We start from the raw sequence: 17,065 nt of genomic DNA, 5'->3' as shown, positions 1-17,065 counted from the left end.
ATGAACTATCGAAAATTAGGAAATAGCGGTTTCAAAGTGAGCGAAATTGGTCTTGGCTGCTGGCAGCTGGGAGCCGACTGGGGCCAGCAGGTTGCTGAGGAACAAGCCCAGGAAATCCTGAAAACCGCAGGCACAAACGAGATCAGCTTTTATGACACGGCAGATGTCTACGGAAATGGCCGCAGTGAAAAAATCCTGGGGACATTTTTCGGCGGCAGTGACCAGGTCAAGATCGCCACCAAATTTGGCCGTGGCGGCGATGTGTTCCCGGATTCTTATTCCGAAGCGGCTTTGCGAAAAGCGGTGGCTGCTTCCTGCGAACGGCTTCAGGTAGACCAACTCGATCTGCTTCAGCTACACTGTATTCCTGAAGAAGAATTGCGAAAAGGCTCGATTTTCGACTGGCTTCGAAGCCTGAAAGAAGAAGGTAAAATCGCCAATTTTGGTGCGAGTGTGGAAAGCGAGCAAGAAGGACTTTTATGCCTGGAGCAGGAAGGCATCACTTCGCTGCAGATCATTTTCAATATTTTCAGGCAAAAAATGGAAGAAAAACTGCTGCCTGCCGCGGCGGAGAAAGGAGTAGGAATTATTGTAAGGCTCCCACTTGCCAGCGGGTTGCTGACCGGTAAATTTGATCAATCTACCAAATTTGCTTCCGATGACCACCGCAACTTTAACCGGAACGGCGAGCAGTTCAACGTAGGAGAAACCTTTGCAGGTCTGCCTTTTGAAAAAGGTGTGGAACTCGCTGAAAAACTTAAAGCCCTCTGCCCACCGGAAATCAGTCTTACCGAACTTTCCCTACGATGGATCCTCGATCACCCGGAAGTGAGCAGCATTATCCCAGGAGCCAGCTCTGCAAGGCACATTGCGGCCAACGCCGAAGCTTCTGAAATCGAACCACTTTCGCAGGAGCTGAAAGACCAGATTTCCAGATTCTACCAGGAAGAGGTTCACGAGCATATTCGCGGAAAATATTAATAATCAAATCCCGCCCGGCCAAAGTGTGCCGGGCGGGATTTTCATCATGAAAACACAAACTCTATAATTTTCGCAGCAGGCTCAGGCCATAGCGATGCTGCTCGTCCAGGATCAAAATTGCCTTATAATGTCCAGGTTTCAGCATTGAAAGATCTATTGGGAACTCAATACTAGTCTTTGTGTCTACCAAGTACTGCTTTTTATACAATAACCTTCCCGAGAGGTCATAGACCTGCATAGCTACTTTTTCAGCTTCGTATGGCAGGACCAAAGTGGTGGTTCCTGAGAACGGATTCGGGTAGTTGTAAGCTTTTCGATCTTTCAGGATCAAACCACCTCCCTGCGATTCCAATTCCGGTGCTTCGCGGAAACTGGTAAAAACGAGTTGCTGTACCTGCAGGCTGAATTCTTCAAAATTCTGATAATTTCCCTGTATGGAAAAAACGATCGATTTCAGTCTTTCTCCCTGGTAATATTGATTCCCGTTGTTAAAATCTGTTAGTTTCAGATTGCTCTCCTCGAAATCTTCAGTGGGTTCCAACTGGTATCGATATCGCTGATCCCAGTTCTCCAGACCTTCCGTCACCAAAATCACTTCTACCGCGGAAGAACTCTTTAACTGGAAACCGAGCGCTTCATAATCTTTGATACTGAAATACTGATCGCCTGGCAGGATGCTTCGGAAAAGGTTCATGGTACCGTAAACTTCCCCGGAAATGCTCACATTTCGTTCCAGGCGATAATCTCCATTTTCAGCACCGGCATGGGCTTCCACAAGGAAATCAGCGATTCTGGTTTCGGTGTCTATATAATCGATTCCCCAAGGGCCATCGGCTAAATAGAGTACATCGGCTTTCGGAGAAGTATCGGCTTTTAATTGCAGTCCCACATCAAATAATTTTCCTGTAGAAACTTCCAGTTCCTGTTCGTAAGCTTCGGTCAATCCCAGTTTTTGCTGAAAATGCTGTTCTGTATCCATTTCCGTAGTGCGAAGATTTCCGCTTACAGCGATTTCCGAAGCCTTTGTTTTGTTTTTCACGATAAGATGTAGCCGGCCATCTTCATAAAAACCATGTTTTACGAAAACGGTAGGGTACGTGCCGGCTATCTTATCGCTTGTTAGCGAAGCAAAAGCTTCAAATTTTTCTAAAATATGTCCTGCAATGCTGCTCACCTGCCCCATATTGCTGCCCCAAACCTGGAAATTCATATAGTTCCCGGCGGGATAATCGCCAATATTCCAGAGCGAATACAACTGGTACGGTGCTTCCGAAGTGATCGAGAAGCTCACGGCATACTCTATTTCCCCGGACGCGCGAATCATTTTGATCATCAAAAGTTCATGTCCCTTTAGGTTAAAACTCCTGATATCTTCCAGGCTGGAAGAATTCAACCGGTCGCAAATCACCTTGGAATGATCGTAGATCCCACCGCTGGTTTGCGTGACCAGCGCAGCGGCGACGCGTTTGTTTCCTTGGTAATAATCTGCTGAAAACACCTGGTTGGCATTGGTAATTCCCATCAAATCCTCAGGGCTGGAAATCGTTGCCTGTTCGTTGCCAAACATCCCGGTATCAGGCAAAATCGAAACCAGGTCGATCCCTGCTGCACTCTTGACCAGGCTTGTACTGGAACTGAACTTCTGTTGCTCAGAGCGAAGGTGTTTGGAGTAATTGGTTTTTAATCGGTTGAAATTTCTTTCGGAAATGAGGTGAGCTAATTTTCCGTTGCTTTCGAGTCCGCCTTTGTTTGCAGATGTCACATCGGTCGCGCTCTCGATATCAGCCAGGTTTTCTGTGCGTATTGCTCCATCAGGATCGGTGGTCACATAGAAAACCGCGTCGTTAAAGTCGTTATCGCAGGAAAGATTATCGCGGCGAATATCTTCTACTCCCAGGTAGATGCGATCTTGGGCCTGGTCTTTCAGCAGGACCATATGATGGCGCAATTCGGGAAGCGGTTCTGGGTTAAAATCGGGGTTGGAAAATACCTGCCAGAGCCCATCGGTAACTTTTGTTCCATCCCAGGCATTAGCCAGCAGTACCCAGCCAATTCCAGTACCGGCCGGGAAATCACCAATTTTGACCTTGTTTCCCATATTCAGGCCCCCGCCAGAATTATCTGCCGAGACATTGGGAAAAACAATGGTTATATCCTGTGGTTGAGGACGGGTTAACGGAGGATTGGCAAGATCATAGGTGTAAAAGCCAAGTACATTCCGGTAACCCGCACCCTCCTTCACAAAAGTCACATATACGCTAGCATCGAGATCCAGGATCACATCCGTATCGTAACCGGCGGTAATATAATGCGGGTTGAATTCGGGGACCGGGAAACCTTCCGGTAGCGCGCTATCGATCATATCCAGACTTTCCGCAGTGATCACATCATCCACCGGTTCCAGGTAATAAGGATCACCCTGCCAGTCGTAACCGCCCAGGTATTGATACTGTGCAGCCATTGGAAAGCTGATAAGCAAAAAGAACAAGAAGTAAAAATGTTTCATATTCGGGCGTTTTATACTGATTTTTTATTTTTCTAACAATTTGATCTCAGCCGAGCTGCGTACCGTATTGCTGCATGACCTGTTGCCGGATGAGCTTGATCTCCTGTTCTTTTTTCTTCGGAACAATCAGTAACACTCCTTCATCTTCCAGAACCATATAATCTTTCAGACCTTCCATGAACACGATCTTTTCCGCAGTGGTTCTTACAATATTTCCTTCAGAATTCCGGGCGATGAACCGCGAGTTCACCACGGTGTTGCCAGCGGTATCCTGGGGCAGTTCTCCCTGGATACTTCCCCAGGTGCCCAGATCGTTCCAGCTGAAACTCGCCGGGATCACATAGACTTCCGCAGCTTTTTCAATAATCCCGTAATCGATGGAAATATTCTCTGCTTTTTCAAATTCTGAATTCACGAAATCCTGTTCCTTTTCGGTATTATAAAATTCCTCTCCCTGGCTGAAAAGCAGGTACATCACGGGGAGGTATACCCGGAATTGTTGTAAAATGACCGAAGCTTTCCAGACGAAAATCCCGGAATTCCAGAGATAGTTACCCGTAAGCAAAAAGGCCACGGCAGTTTGAAAATCTGGTTTTTCAATAAAACGGTCTACCTTATAAATTTCTTCTTCGGAAGATGGCTGGTACTGTATATATCCAAAACCGGTACTGGGCATGCTGGGTTTGATCCCGAATGTGACCAGTTTGTCACTTTCTCCAGCCATTTGAAAAGCCAGTTCCATATCGGCCTGAAATTCTTCCATATTCTGTATCCAGTGGTCGCTGGGAGCTACCAGCATTCGTGCTTCCGAGTCTATTTTAAAAATTTTCATCGCCGCCAGTAAGATACAGGGCGCGGTGTTGCGCATGGCCGGTTCCAGGACCAGCTGCTGTTCATCGATTTCTGGCAACTGCTTCAAAACGGTCTCTTTATAGGCAGCATTGGTTAGAATGTAGATCTGATTAAAGGGGACGATCCTTTTCAATCGCCGGAACGTACTTTGAATCAAAGTTTCACCGCAGCCCAGGATATCCTGAAATTGTTTTGGGTTTTGCTGGGTGCTTACCGGCCAGAAGCGGCTTCCCACTCCCCCGGCCATAATAACGGCAAAATTGTGATTTTTCATGTTCGTTTGTTTCATTAGGTGGTAAATTATGGGTTCAATTTAGATCGACTTTAATCTGAAAATCAGATTATTCGATGGGTATTTCCCTTGAAAAGTTGAATACCAAAAAACTGTAGACGAATGGTTTTAGCTTCCACAATAATAGCCTGCTACAAACATTTGCAGAATATTGATAAGCCTTCGAAATTCATCTTCATGCCTATTGATTCCCACCCGCAATTCTTCCTCGTAGGCTTCAGCGAAATAATAATATTCGGCTACACCCAGGAGCATGACCTTATGCTTTATTTTATGGACATCCATCGCGGCTTTTTCAAAGTTTTTAGTCTGGATCTCGCGGTTAAAAGCGGTTACTTCCTGGGGTAATTCTTTCCGAACCACTTCAAATAGCTGTTTTTCCAGGTCCCTGTCACCACCTGAAAGCTGGTGCACATAAGACATATTTGGCTGGTCTGTTTTCATAATCGTCATTTTTTAGTTGAGGGGTACTTCATCCCGGACTTCCATCACGCGAGCCCAGGAAAAGCTTTTACTGAAGCTAGTTTGCGTAAAAAAGGGTTTGAGGCGGTAATTCCAATAGATCTTGATTAGCTGGAAGCCGATCTTAAGCGAATCGCTGTACGACAATTTGGAACCATCTTCATGAACCCATCGCTTCAGCGGTTGTTCACAGATAATTTTTTGGGCTTCCTCTTTTCCGAAGTGCTGGCGCATCCGCATAAAAATTTCGACATCAAACAACCATTTGGTCAGGAATTTCTGCTGGAAAGCGATCGGCACCAGTTCTTTTCTCATGATCTTGGCACCGCACTGGGTATCCCGAAAAGACATCCCCAAAATGCTACTGATAAGGAAATTGATGACCTTACTTATGAGCTTCCTCGCGCTTTCTTTACTGATATTGGCACCCATCCTGCTGATGCGAGAACCGTTAACGATCTGAAAACCGGAAGTCTCAATGGTCTTGACCAGGTCGTCAAAGTCTGCAAAATCAGTAGAAAGATCGGCATCGAGAAAGCCCACGTAGTCCAGGTCTTCGAAGGAAGCCATGTAGGTTAGCCCCTGCCGAACAGCTTCCGCTTTCCCGCCATTCTGCTCACAATTATAGATACTGATGTAATTCTCGCGTCCCTTCCGAAGATTTTGCAGCACTTCCAAAGTACCATCGGTGCTTCCATCATTCACAAAACACACGTGATAACCCGTATTTTGATGCAGAAATTTCAAAAATTCTGCTGATTTAAGTCTTTTTTCCTCATTATAACACGGAATCACCACACCTACGCAGCGATGTTGCAGGATAACTTCCCGTTCTTCCACTAATTTTTGGGGCTGCTCGGGAAGGCCAATCAAACTTTTCACTCTCGCAGATACCTCGTCCAGGCTCAATGGTTTTTTCATAAAATCCCGTACTCCGAGTTCAAAGGCTTGGACGATCAGGTTTTTATCGGTATTCCCCGAAAGCACCATAATAGGCTTGGGCTCATTGTAATTACTTTTGATTTGTTTGATGACCTCGATACCAGAAGTTTTCGGCATATTGATATCCACGATCAGTAGATCTGGCTTAAAGGTGGCGTATAGCAATAAGGCTTCCTCCGGATTGCTGGAGGTAAACACATTGTAGCCAATATCTTTCAAGCGTTTTGCAAGTGGCATCAATACTAATTGCTGATCGTCAATAGCTAATATTTTCATATTCTCAGAGAGCTTGTTTCCTTCAAAAGTATTGGCAGAAAGCTTTCTTTTATAGGCATTTAGATCGGAATGCAGCTTTTTGTCGGTGAATGGCAAGTTGGTGTCGGTCAATGAATTTGTGGTACCTGCTGTCTGTTCTATTTTTACTTCAGTACGAAACAGAACTATGAGAACATGAGGGAAACCTCCAATAAATACCTGATTGCTGCCCTGCTGATAGGAGTGATTTTCCATTCGGCTACGATCATCTTTACCCTGGAACAAACCTACGATGCACTCATCCACCTGTTCTTTGCCGAACATTATGCCAGTAACTGGTTCGAGCCATGGAATTATAAATGGTATACCGGCTTCACGGTCATGGGATATCCTCCACTGGTGCACCAGTGCATTGCCCTGCTGTCTTATATAGGCGGACTCAAATTCGGATTATTCACGGTGGCTGTCCTGGCAGTGATACTTTTTATTTCCGGAGTCTATCGCTTTTCCCTGCTATTCAGCGGAAACCGAAAAGTTGCCGGTTACGCCTCCCTGTTGGCGGTATTCTCATCTTCTTTTATTGAAACCCTACATATTTTTGGTCAGTTACCAAGTATTGTGGGAATTTCGTTGCTCCTGCATGCGCTTCCGGAGATATACCTTTATATTAAAAATGGCCGAAAAATAGTGCTCTTTCGGGCCATCTCACTGATCGCTGTTACCGTAACTTCCCATCACGTAACGCCCATCTTCGGGATGATCTTTTTCATTTTCCCTTTAATAGGAATGGTCATTATGGACCGGGCAAAAGAAGTAACCGGAACTTACAAATTCATTAGCCTAAGATTATTTCTGAACGTCTTCCGAAAGCTATTCGCACGTATTGTACTCTTCGGAATGAGCGCGCTTGGAACCATTATTTTCTGTATTCTTCCTTACTGGATCAACACCCGAAACAACCCGATCACACAGGTTCCTATTCCTCATGGGAGCAGGGACAACTTTCTGGAAGTCACCTCATCTGGCCTGGTTTTCTTTTTAATCCCGTGGGGATTACTGTTATTGTTCATCCCCTATTTCTTTTACCGGTTTTATTCGAGGCGTTACCTTTTCTTCGGATTATCATTTACAATGCTCTTGGTGCTTGGAACCGGGGGAACCACGCCCCTGCCCAGGATCCTGCTGGGAGAAAATGCATTTAATATCCTAACCTTAGATCGCTTTACACTTTGGGCATCGATCATGGCTTTGCCTTTGTTCGGGGAATTCGCCTACAGATTCAGCGAGGCTGACCTTAAAACCTTCATACAACAGCGATTTGGCAGCGTTTACCACCGTGTGTTGGGAGCATTGCTGGTAGGAAGTTTTTTGAGCATTAGTGTGTTCAGTATCAGTCTGGGGCATTTCAGGCCTATGCAGCCGCAGGCAATCAAAATGTTGCCCATCATCAATTTCCTGAACCAGGATCAGCATGATCACTGGCGTTTCTTAACCCTGGGGTTTGGAGACCAGATGGCCTGGCTTTCGGCACAGACCACCGCCGTTTCAGTAGACGGAAATTACCATTCGGCCAGAAGGCTTCCGGAGCTTACCTCGCGGGCAGTAGAACGGCTCGAAAATTCCAAATATCGTGGAGTAGAAGGTCTTGGCTCACTTCAGCAATTCGTCACAGTTCCTGAAAAATACCATTTGAAGTATATATTTTCCAATGACAAATTTTACGACCCGCTACTCTATTTCAGCGGATGGCAACGACTGCAGCAACTGGAAAATGGCATTATGGTCTGGGAACGAATGAATGTCCCGCCCATGCCTAAAATTTTGACTCGCGAAGATCTTCCCGTGATCCTGAAGCTTATGTGGGGAATCACCCCGGTCTTTACCATCCTGCTCGCCTTTTTCCTAAACCTGCAATTATTATGGTATCACAGCCTGAAAACAGGAAATCCACGACGTCCAGATTTCCTGAACTTCGGAAGGATTTACCCGAAATTCAACGGGAAATTATTTCGAATGGTCCAGCTATGGTGGGGCCTAATGTTATTTCTGGTCCTGTTAATGGGTTATTTTGTTTACGTTCACAACACTGCCCAACTTTCCGCAGAAAATGTGACCAAAGCTTATTATGATGCCATTGATTTCAAGGAATTTGAAAGGGCTCACTCGTATATTAATCCGGAAGATCATAAATCACTAGCGCAGTTCATGCTGGAGGTTTCAGTGACCGACGGATTGCTGAGTTCTTACGCCAAACTGGACAGCCTGGCGGTTCGCATTCGTCCTGTTTCTGAAAATGAAGCGGTGGCCAGCGTCTATAGTTCCTGGATCACTCCCCTGAAGAAGATCGAAAAACACCGTGAGCATCATTTGGTGAAAATTGGTCGAAGCTGGTTTATTTCAGCAGATGAACTCGATCCTGATCTTCCGCCAGACCAGTTATTTTCACAAAATCAAACAGCTTATTATAACCACGGGCGAAGAAAGATCAGCACCCAGCAAACCTATCACGAAGATGTACTGAAACAGCCTTTGCTCCAGGTACTTTCAGCCAGATTAGTGAAAAAAGGCACTCATTTTTCCATCGTTGGAGAAATCCAGAATATCGACCAGGTCCCTGCCGATGTGACCATTCAGGCCAGCCTTTATGACGAGCAACACCTGGAACTCGCGAGTTACAATGCCGGGAAAGTCATGAAACATAAACTGATGCCCAAAGAAGTGACCAGTTTCAGAGTCGATTTTGAACGCATTGCATGGGTAAGAAAAGACGAAAATCTTCCCGAAACTTTTAATCCTGATGAGTTTGCAGAAATAACATTTAACAGGAACCCGGTCTCTTTTCAATTGCGCTGTTCCGGAAATGTAGCCACCAAAGATTTGTATAAAAGTGTAGTCCTGCAGAAACTGGAACAGGATCGCCAAACGCTCAGTGGCGAACTTTTTAATTATGGAATTCAGGAAGTGACCATCCCGCAGCTACTGCTTTCCTATTACGATGCGCAACAAAATTTGCTTTGGGTCGAGGAAAAATTCGTGGATGATGGCGTCCGGGTACAGCGAAAACAAGGCTTTCAGCTGGAACTTCCAAAATTGCAGGAAATAAAACTGGTCACCAATTCTATGCAGCAGGTGTATGTGAACGGGCTACCGAATACCGAAATCGCCAAACGCTACTCCCATTTTCAAAACCTGGCTCAGCTTCCGCTTCAGGAGCTGGAAAACGGGATTTTTTTAAAGATTGAACTGAATAATTATATAGGAAATACGCCATGAGAAAAAGACATTTCAGCCTCCTGTTAATCAGCCTTTGCTTCCTCTCGTTCCTGCAGCAACCACCAGCTGCCCGGAGCACAAAGGAACACATCCCTTCAAGCTCGGTCGCAGGCCAGGCTTTACAATTGCATTTCAGCGGAATTTCCGTAGAATCCAGGTTGCTTCTTCAGAATTCCTATGGCAGTACCATCCTGAAACCGCAAATAACAGCAGGGACATATCATTTCCAGGTGCCGGAATTCATGAGTAGAAAAATGGGCATTTTAAGCTGGAAATTACGGAACGCGCACTCTGAAAGATCCGGAAACATCCTTATTCAAGCAGCGGAAAATACTCGGCTGATCGAAAGTTACTTTGGTCCGCGAAGCCTGGAAGCAGGAACCGGTGATCACGCCATGCTCGTCGCCCTGCCTACTGATGATTTTGATAATATCCAGGTGCAGGTGCCGCTTTCTTCCGAAGAATTTTTTAAAGACCAATCGGAAGAAAACAGTCTAAAACAGCAAAACCAATTACAATGGAAACTGGTGACCGCCCGAAAAAAAACCGGGAAGGTTTACCTGGCGGCAAAAAACGAATCAGTTCAGACCGGGGAACTGGTTGCTGAAATTTACCCGGCCAGACCGGTGGATTTTTCTGTTGAAATCCTTCCACCTCATCCATACGCTGATGGCAATTCGGTAAGCCGTCTCAGAACTTCCATTTTAAAAGACGCCTTCGGAAATAAGGTCAGCGACGGGACGGCTGTAACTTTCATCATGCGCGAACCTACTGGTGCAATGCTGAAAACCACAGGAAATTCTGTTGACGGTTACGCTACCGCTGAAATTTTGCATCCCGAGATTCCCGGAAAATATCAGATCCAGGCGTTTGTGGAAGAAATGGCCAAAAGCGGAGTGATAGATTTTGAATTTCGTCCTGTCTTAAAAGGTTTTAGTGTTCAAAAACTGGAAAAAAGACAATTTCAGGCTGGACCATTGCGCAGTTTCCTGGGGCAATTGGTCAGTGACGGGGTGACCGTGGAGGTTCGAGATAGCCATAGCCAGTTCATTTTAAAGGCCCAAACTAAAGATGGTTTTGCTACATTCGAGTTACCGCCGGCGCATGCCAGCCAATCGAAAACGATCAAAATTTCAGTTTTGGGAAAAACCCAGATTCAGCAGAATCCATATTATGAAAAAACCAAGTAAAAATATGTACAGAGGAATTTTGATCTTCAGTTTTCTGGCGGTCAACGCCATGATCATTTTCGGGCTCAGTTCGGTGCTGGGTTTCCTGAATAGCGGTGCCGATAAAAGCAGCATCTTCCACTCCGGCAAGCGGAATGAGACATCTTACCGGCCTAAAATAGCCTGGGATACGAGCAATTATGAAGGCCGAAAAATGGAATCGCCCAACCTTCAGAAGATCGAAAGGGATTACCTGCATTCCTGGCAGGTGCGAAACTTCGCCCTGAATCACCTATCGCAGGATGGCATCGCTGATTATTTTACGGACAGTGCACGCGTGAACCTGCTGAAAAATGTGGAATTCAACAAAAAGACCGGGGTGGTGATCAAATCTACCAGCCTCTACCATCAACCCAAACTGAATTTTTATAGCACAGACGGGCAGTTGGTGAGTTTTACCGATGAAAATGTGGTCACTTACCAGGAAAGTTTTCTCAATGAGGAACTGATCGCTACCAGCATGGATACTTCCCGTTACGAGGTGTTGATGTTACTGGAAGACGGCTACTGGCGCGTGAGACATATGGTCAGGGAAGAAGCCCAGCAAACCCCAGCCCCGAGAAAACCGGCTATCAGTACCTGGAAAATTCGCGATGGCAAGCTTTACTGGTGGAAGGAAGAATTTAAGCTGAAAGGCGTTAATTACTACCCGAAAGACGGCGCCTGGGATACTTTCGGGCTACATTTCAGCCAAGAGGAGATCGATCAGGACCTTCAGATTATTTCGCAACTGGGTTTGAACACGATTCGGATTTTTCTTCAATATGAAGACTTCGGAAAAGAACATGTACTGCCCGAAAAACTGGAAAAACTGGCAACTCTGTTAGACCTGGCAGATAAACACTCCCTGAAAGTGATCGTGACCCTTTTCGATTTTTACGGAGATTACTCGGTAACAGACTGGAATTTCACCTATGCCCACGCGAGGCAAATTACCCGGCATTTTAAAGATCATACCGCGATACTCGCCTGGGACCTGAAAAATGAACCGGACCTGGATTTTGATTCCCGCGGAAAGATCCGCATCTTAAACTGGCTGAAGCATCTGAGTCGCGAGGTGAAGCAGGCCGATCCCAATCACCTGGTTACCATTGGCTGGGGAAAGCCTCAAAATGCCAGCCTGCTTCAGGAAAATATGGACCTTTTGAGTTTTCATTATTATGGGAAACCTGAAGCACTTTCCGGAGAACTCAAGAATCTTCGGAAGAAAGTGCAAAAACCTCTCATACTGGAGGAGTTTGGTTTGTCGAGTTATAAAGGATTCTGGGATCCCTTCGGCAACACCGAAGAAGATCAGCAGGAGTATTATGCAGCCATGAACGAAGTCTTAGAAGAAGAGCAACTTTACAGCCTGTTCTGGACACTGTATGATTTTAAAGAAATCCCTAATTCAGTAGTTGGAAAGCAAGTATGGCGAAAAGCCAAGCAAAAACATTTTGGCGTTATCGATGCGCAGGGAACCCCTAAAGCGAGCTTCTGCGTAATTCATAAGCAATAAAAAAGTCCGCATTCGAGCGGACTTTTTGGTTTCCTTAAACATATTTTATCTTGAGTTTCTGTTTCCGTAATGATTTAAATTCTTCGAGATACATTTGGGCGATCGTTTCCATCGGTAAACTACAGGCGGCCGCATAATTCTTTTCTCCCAGGCTTCTGCGATATTCTTCATTTTTCAGGATATTTTCCAGCGACCTGGCTAAAGAAGCAACATTTCCAGGTTCGAAAAATTCTCCTGCATAGCCCTCTTCTTCCACCAGCAGCGCGAGATCGCCCAAATTAGGCATTACCACTGCTTTCCCATAGCTTCCTGCCTGGTGCAAAACCCCGGAACTGCCGGTTGTTGCCGTATAGGGAAAAACAACCACAGCACTTTCAGTAAAAACTTTCGGCACCTCTTCTTCTGCTACATATCCGGTAAACTCGATATTTTGGACCATCGCGTACTTTTCTTTCATCTCCTGAAGATAACCCGGCGTATTGGGGCTATCAGTTCCGGCAATGACAATCTCCAGATCCAGGTTCGTTCGCTGCCGCAATTCTTCCACGGCTTCAATCATCAGTTCCACTCTCTTATACGTGCCGAATTTGCCAAAACACATTACCTTTTTGGGGCCTTCAGGAATATCAAAATCTGGAGCTGGCGGGGTTTCAAAAGAGCCGTGAGACATTAGAATCACATTTTTTGCCTGATATTTTGCGGAAATGATTTCTACATACTTCCCGATGGTCAGCGCCACTCTATCCGACTGCAAAATAAGGCGCGTCAGGAAAGTCCCAATCTGGTTAAAAAGGAATTTCAGAATTCGGTTTTCCGTAAAACCAGCTTGTCCAAGATCCACCTGCTCCAGAATATTATGCAGCAAAGTAATGCTCGGAATACCCTGGAACCTGCACATCATGGGAAGCATCAGTCCCAGCGCAGCGGGAACCTTTTTATCCCCAAATTTCATGAATTGCAGGTTGAACAGCACCGCATCAGCACCCGACTTGCGGATGGCTTTTGAAACTGAAAAAAGGGTGTTATAACTGTTGAACTTCCAGGCTTCGATGAGCGTTACCTTGCCAGTATCAAAATCAAAATGCCTTGGTTCCCGGACCTTATCGGTGATGAGGATCAGTTCTTCGATTTCCTCCTTTTGAGCGAAATGTTTGGCGAGGTGGAAACCATATTCATTCAGCGTGACCTTACTGGGTGGTAAAGCCGTAACAATAGCGAGTTTCATACAATTGAATTTTGTTCAGTAAATATCTATTTATCAAGGTATTCCGAATAAAAACTTCGACCGAAGGCAGGAAAGCTTCGGTTAGGAACTTACTTATTTCGGTAGAAGAAAAACCACACCTGCAGCAATAACAGTACACCCATCAGCAGTAGTTGAATATGCACTACCGCAGCCAGGCTGCCATGCCAGTAACTGATGGCCAGTAACTGCACTAATCCCATGATCCCCGATAACAGAACGGGAACGTAACGGTCCAGGGATAAAAAGTAATACACAAAAATATTGGCGAGCGCGAAAAGCAAACTGGCCAGCGCATATTTCCAGAGAATGTCTGCGGCTTCCAGATAGGCATCCCCAAACAGCATCGAAATGACGAGTTCCGGAAAAATATAGGTAACCAACACAATAGCGGCACCCAGTAAACTGATGTTAAAAAGGTGTTTGAACAGAACGTCATTGGTATTCTTTCCCTGTCTTTGTAATCGCACAACTTCCGGCAGGAGCAGCATCACAAACATCCAGGCCACGAAATAAACGCCACGACCAATAAGTGCGACAGAGGCATAAAGGCCGGCAGTTTCCGCTTCAAAAAAATGTTTTACGAGTAACAGGTCCCCATTATTGATGAGGATCTGGGTGAGTTCATAAAAAGCGGTTACCAGCAGGAATTTCTTCAGGTGCGCCACTTCTGAAATATTCATCTTGGGAAGCGCTGAGAGTTTTAATTTTTTATAAGGCAATAAACCCGGAATAAACGAGCAGAAAATTCCCAAGGCGACCAGTTCTGAGCTTCCAAAAGGTAAAACCGCCAGAAACAGCAAACTCAGTAGCAGCCTGCTGAACATTTCTGCCTGATAGGTAAAAGAGAGTTTCAGGAATTCCTGCTCACCCTGAAAATTACCGCGGTTCACGCTCATCAGGAAATAAATGGGAATTCCGAGCGCGAAAATCCGGAACATCCACGCAGAGCCTGTCTGGAACCAACCGGCCAGCGACTCGGCCAGTACAAAAACCAGCACGCCGATCACAAACCCGGTCCATAATGACCATTTTCGGGCAAGCGACAAAAAAGTATCTTTTCTGCCATCTTCAAAACTACCGGTAAATTTTGCTACCGTTAATTGCAACGTCATGGCCACAAAGGATAAGACCAGTAAGAAAGTTACCAGAATAGCGGCGTCAGCAAACCTGGCCGGGCCCAGTATTCGGCTAAGCAGTAAGTTATAAAGGTAATTCCCGGCGTTCACCAGCATGGCGCTGACCATAAAAACTCGTGCAGGAACAAATAAAGATCTGATTCTCAATCTATTTAAAGCGATCATGGTATTGGTTTTTTAATTTCCCGAGCACTTTACCACTCGAATCTGGCAGCAATATCTTCCGAATTCCAATGAAATATCAAAACCTTTCGACGGGTGACCATTTTCTGTAGATGAAATATCAGCCTTCCGGTTTTAACTTGCCAATAGTCAAAACCAACAACAGCAACCATGTGTATACGACGCTTATTATACCTCACTTTACTGGTACTTTTGCCGCAGTTTATTTGGGCCCAGGAAATGACCGAGGGTTTTGAAAAAATGGAGGCGGGAGATTTCGCGGGCGCGAAGAGCTTTTTTGCAGAAATCCTTCGGAAAAACCCTGAAAATAAGACCGCCACGATCTGCTACGGAAGATCGGTGGGATTAGATTCCAGTCCTTCCGAAGCGAAAGAGATCTTCCTTAAATTGCTTCAAAACCATCCTGAAGATCGGGAAGTACAGTTGAATTATGCCGAATCGCTGATCTGGAACAAAGATTATGAAGCCGCTGAGCATTATTATGCCGAAATGATCCAGGAAAATGAACCAGATTTTAAGCTAATGCTGGGCTATGCGAACAGCCTTAGCAATCTTAAAAAATACGGCCCGGCCCAGGAATGGATCCAAAAGGCGCTCCAGCTACAAACTGATGATCCGGGCGCACTCAACAGCCTGAAATATATCAGGCTGGGAAAAGCCTATTCCCTGAGTCAGGAAAAACTGTATATCAATGCACTGAAAATTTTACAGGAGAACCTTGCGCAATTTCCAGGCGACCAGGAGAGTTTACTGAGCCAGGCCAATATTTACCTGTTGCAGAAGGAAACTTCTTCAGCGATCCATTCATTCAAGGAAATGGCCGTGACGCGCAAAGACAGCATCCTGGCGCACCTGGGTATCGCACTCTGTTATCATGAAGAAAAGAAGGAAAATAAAGCGCTCGATCATGCCGAAAATGCCTTTCTGAAATCCAAAACTGAAAAAGATGGCACTTTGGTATGGCGGGCGCAGGAGCGTCTTGTCCAGGCGCTATTGTGGAATGCGCGCTATCAAAAAGCGCAAAAAATGATTGGCCAGCTTCAGGAAAACTACGGAAATACCAATCAGGTTCTGGCGCTGCATGCCGCATACGGGATGTACACCGGGGATTTCCGCAGCAGCATTGCTGATTACCGGGAAATTTTAAGAACCGAGACTTCCTCTTTTGATGCGAACCTGGGGCTGGCCAATGCCTATTTTGCCAATGGCAATATTGCCGCGGCCAAAAATGCCGGTATTGCGACCCTGAAATTATTTCCCGGCCAGAGCGACGCCCAAAAACTAATGGAAAAGATCGAGGAGCTTTATCAACCCGAAATTTCAGAAACCAGCCGTTACAGTTTTGACAATGGCCACAATGAGTCGGTTAGTTTGAATACAACTGTAAAGTGGCCTTTAAATTCCAGATTTTCCATCGGCGGAAATTATACTTATCGGAATACCCAAAATAATGCTCTTCCAAATTCAGCTGAATCGAACCAGCTGAGCATAGCTGCTGAATATCGACTGCCTATTCCTGTTTCCTTTCAGCTGAAAGGCGGCTTGATGCAGGCACAAACCGAAGATCCTTACACCGCCATGATCGGGGAAATCTCCACCCAAATTGCTTATTTCCGAAGGAATCATTTGAGCCTGGGTTACCGGCGCGACGTGCAGGATTTCAATGCCGACCTGCTACAGCAAAGATTGGTTGGTAACCACTTTTTTATCAGCGATCATTACCGAAGTCTTTTGGGATTAGGCTGGTATTTCCAGTTCCAGACCAGTTCTTTGAGCGATGAGAACCAGCGCAACCTCCTCTATTCCTCACTTTATTACCAGTTATTGAAAAAACTTAAATTGGGAATCAATTATCAGTACATCAGCTTTCAGGAGCAGCGACCCAAGCTGTATTTCAGTCCCGGTCAATACCAGTCGGCAGAAATTTTCCTGAATCTGGTTCAGTCAGATAACGAGCAGCGTTTCCAGTACGACCTGACCGCCGCTTTGGGATATCAGTTCATCGAGGAACAGGCCCGGCAGGGAACCTATCGTTTCCAGGCTAATTTTTTGTATGATTTCAGCAAAAGCTGGCGCGGCGGACTTTTCGGAAATCACAGCAGCATGGCCTCAGCCACCGCACTCGGTTTTTCTTTTACCGAATTTGGCCTTTCCCTGAGATACAGGTTGCAGCGAAACCAGCAGTTTCCGTATAAATAAAGTTTCGGAAG

11 protein-coding genes are annotated in these 17,065 nt (G+C 45.6%); 5 read left to right on the top strand and 6 right to left on the bottom strand.

Going from position 1 to position 17,065, the window contains the following annotated elements:
* Entirely contained in the window at positions 1-981 is a 981-nt protein-coding gene (locus tag GRFL_RS11250; RefSeq protein ID WP_083644709.1) for an aldo/keto reductase, read from the top strand.
* Positions 982-1,042: 61 nt separating this feature from the next.
* Here GRFL_RS11250 and GRFL_RS11245 read toward each other — a convergent pair whose 3' ends face one another.
* The 4 genes from GRFL_RS11245 to GRFL_RS11230 all read right to left on the bottom strand — a co-directional run bounded on the left by GRFL_RS11245 (position 1,043) and on the right by GRFL_RS11230 (position 6,311).
* The gene (locus tag GRFL_RS11245) at positions 1,043-3,487 is read right to left on the bottom strand and encodes a DUF4114 domain-containing protein (protein ID WP_083644708.1); all 2,445 of its coding nucleotides are present in this window, start codon (positions 3,485-3,487) and stop codon (positions 1,043-1,045) included.
* A 46-nt stretch (positions 3,488-3,533) separates the two neighbouring features.
* Positions 3,534-4,613 carry a mannose-1-phosphate guanylyltransferase gene (locus tag GRFL_RS11240; protein WP_083644707.1) on the bottom strand — a complete coding sequence of 360 codons (1,080 nt, stop codon included), beginning with the start codon at positions 4,611-4,613 and terminating at the stop codon, positions 3,534-3,536.
* 126 nt (positions 4,614-4,739) lie between these two features.
* Entirely contained in the window at positions 4,740-5,075 is a 336-nt protein-coding gene (locus tag GRFL_RS11235) for an Hpt domain-containing protein (protein WP_139839237.1), read from the bottom strand.
* Positions 5,076-5,087: 12 nt separating this feature from the next.
* Positions 5,088-6,311, bottom strand: coding sequence for a response regulator (locus GRFL_RS11230; RefSeq protein ID WP_083646104.1), 1,224 nt, complete (start codon positions 6,309-6,311; stop codon positions 5,088-5,090).
* Positions 6,312-6,485: 174 nt separating this feature from the next.
* On the opposite strand from GRFL_RS11230, the gene GRFL_RS11225 reads away from it, so the two are divergent.
* From GRFL_RS11225 to GRFL_RS11215, 3 genes are read left to right on the top strand one after another with little or no spacing between them, the layout of a single operon-like run.
* Positions 6,486-9,563 (top strand): hypothetical protein, encoded by a 3,078-nt coding sequence (locus GRFL_RS11225; protein WP_083644705.1) that lies wholly within the window; start codon positions 6,486-6,488, stop codon positions 9,561-9,563.
* Complete coding sequence (locus GRFL_RS11220) at positions 9,560-10,753, top strand: Ig-like domain-containing protein (protein ID WP_083644704.1); 1,194 nt, start codon at positions 9,560-9,562, stop codon at positions 10,751-10,753. The genes GRFL_RS11225 and GRFL_RS11220 overlap by 4 nt, the downstream gene beginning before the upstream one ends.
* Positions 10,737-12,290: a glycoside hydrolase family 2 TIM barrel-domain containing protein gene (locus tag GRFL_RS11215; RefSeq protein ID WP_083644703.1), complete on the top strand. Its 1,554-nt coding sequence runs from the start codon at positions 10,737-10,739 to the stop codon at positions 12,288-12,290. Before GRFL_RS11220 ends, GRFL_RS11215 begins: the two co-directional genes overlap by 17 nt.
* 34 nt (positions 12,291-12,324) lie before the next feature.
* On the opposite strand, the gene GRFL_RS11210 is transcribed toward GRFL_RS11215, so the two are convergent.
* Positions 12,325-13,515: a glycosyltransferase gene (locus GRFL_RS11210; RefSeq protein WP_083644702.1), complete on the bottom strand. Its 1,191-nt coding sequence runs from the start codon at positions 13,513-13,515 to the stop codon at positions 12,325-12,327.
* Between the two features lie 89 nt (positions 13,516-13,604).
* A complete protein-coding gene (locus GRFL_RS11205) occupies positions 13,605-14,837 on the bottom strand; it encodes an oligosaccharide flippase family protein (protein WP_083644701.1) in 1,233 nt (410 codons plus the stop codon).
* 168 nt (positions 14,838-15,005) lie between these two features.
* Here GRFL_RS11205 and GRFL_RS11200 point away from each other — a divergent pair, with 168 nt between their 5' ends.
* Positions 15,006-17,054, top strand: a complete 2,049-nt coding sequence (locus GRFL_RS11200; protein WP_139839238.1) for a tetratricopeptide repeat protein — start codon at positions 15,006-15,008, stop codon at positions 17,052-17,054.
* The last annotated feature ends 11 nt before the right edge of the window (positions 17,055-17,065 follow it).

This window comes from Christiangramia flava JLT2011, from assembly GCF_001951155.1.
In the GTDB taxonomy this organism is placed as follows: domain Bacteria; phylum Bacteroidota; class Bacteroidia; order Flavobacteriales; family Flavobacteriaceae; genus Christiangramia; species Christiangramia flava.
This window is presented reverse-complemented; position numbering and strand designations above follow the sequence as displayed.

What these genes read in the sequence shown, in the direction of transcription:
- GRFL_RS11210 (WP_083644702.1), bottom strand. Translation starts at nt 13,515, where the DNA reads ATGAAACTCGCTATTGTTACGGCTTTACCACCCAGTAAGGTCACGCTG.
- GRFL_RS11240 (WP_083644707.1), bottom strand. Translation starts at nt 4,613, where the DNA reads ATGAAAAATCACAATTTTGCCGTTATTATGGCCGGGGGAGTGGGAAGC.
- GRFL_RS11250 (WP_083644709.1), top strand. Translation starts at nt 1, where the DNA reads ATGAACTATCGAAAATTAGGAAATAGCGGTTTCAAAGTGAGCGAAATT.
- GRFL_RS11245 (WP_083644708.1), bottom strand. Translation starts at nt 3,487, where the DNA reads ATGAAACATTTTTACTTCTTGTTCTTTTTGCTTATCAGCTTTCCAATG.
- GRFL_RS11215 (WP_083644703.1), top strand. Translation starts at nt 10,737, where the DNA reads ATGAAAAAACCAAGTAAAAATATGTACAGAGGAATTTTGATCTTCAGT.
- GRFL_RS11200 (WP_139839238.1), top strand. Translation starts at nt 15,006, where the DNA reads ATGTGTATACGACGCTTATTATACCTCACTTTACTGGTACTTTTGCCG.
- GRFL_RS11220 (WP_083644704.1), top strand. Translation starts at nt 9,560, where the DNA reads ATGAGAAAAAGACATTTCAGCCTCCTGTTAATCAGCCTTTGCTTCCTC.
- GRFL_RS11230 (WP_083646104.1), bottom strand. Translation starts at nt 6,311, where the DNA reads ATGAAAATATTAGCTATTGACGATCAGCAATTAGTATTGATGCCACTT.
- GRFL_RS11235 (WP_139839237.1), bottom strand. Translation starts at nt 5,075, where the DNA reads ATGAAAACAGACCAGCCAAATATGTCTTATGTGCACCAGCTTTCAGGT.
- GRFL_RS11205 (WP_083644701.1), bottom strand. Translation starts at nt 14,837, where the DNA reads ATGATCGCTTTAAATAGATTGAGAATCAGATCTTTATTTGTTCCTGCA.
- GRFL_RS11225 (WP_083644705.1), top strand. Translation starts at nt 6,486, where the DNA reads ATGAGGGAAACCTCCAATAAATACCTGATTGCTGCCCTGCTGATAGGA.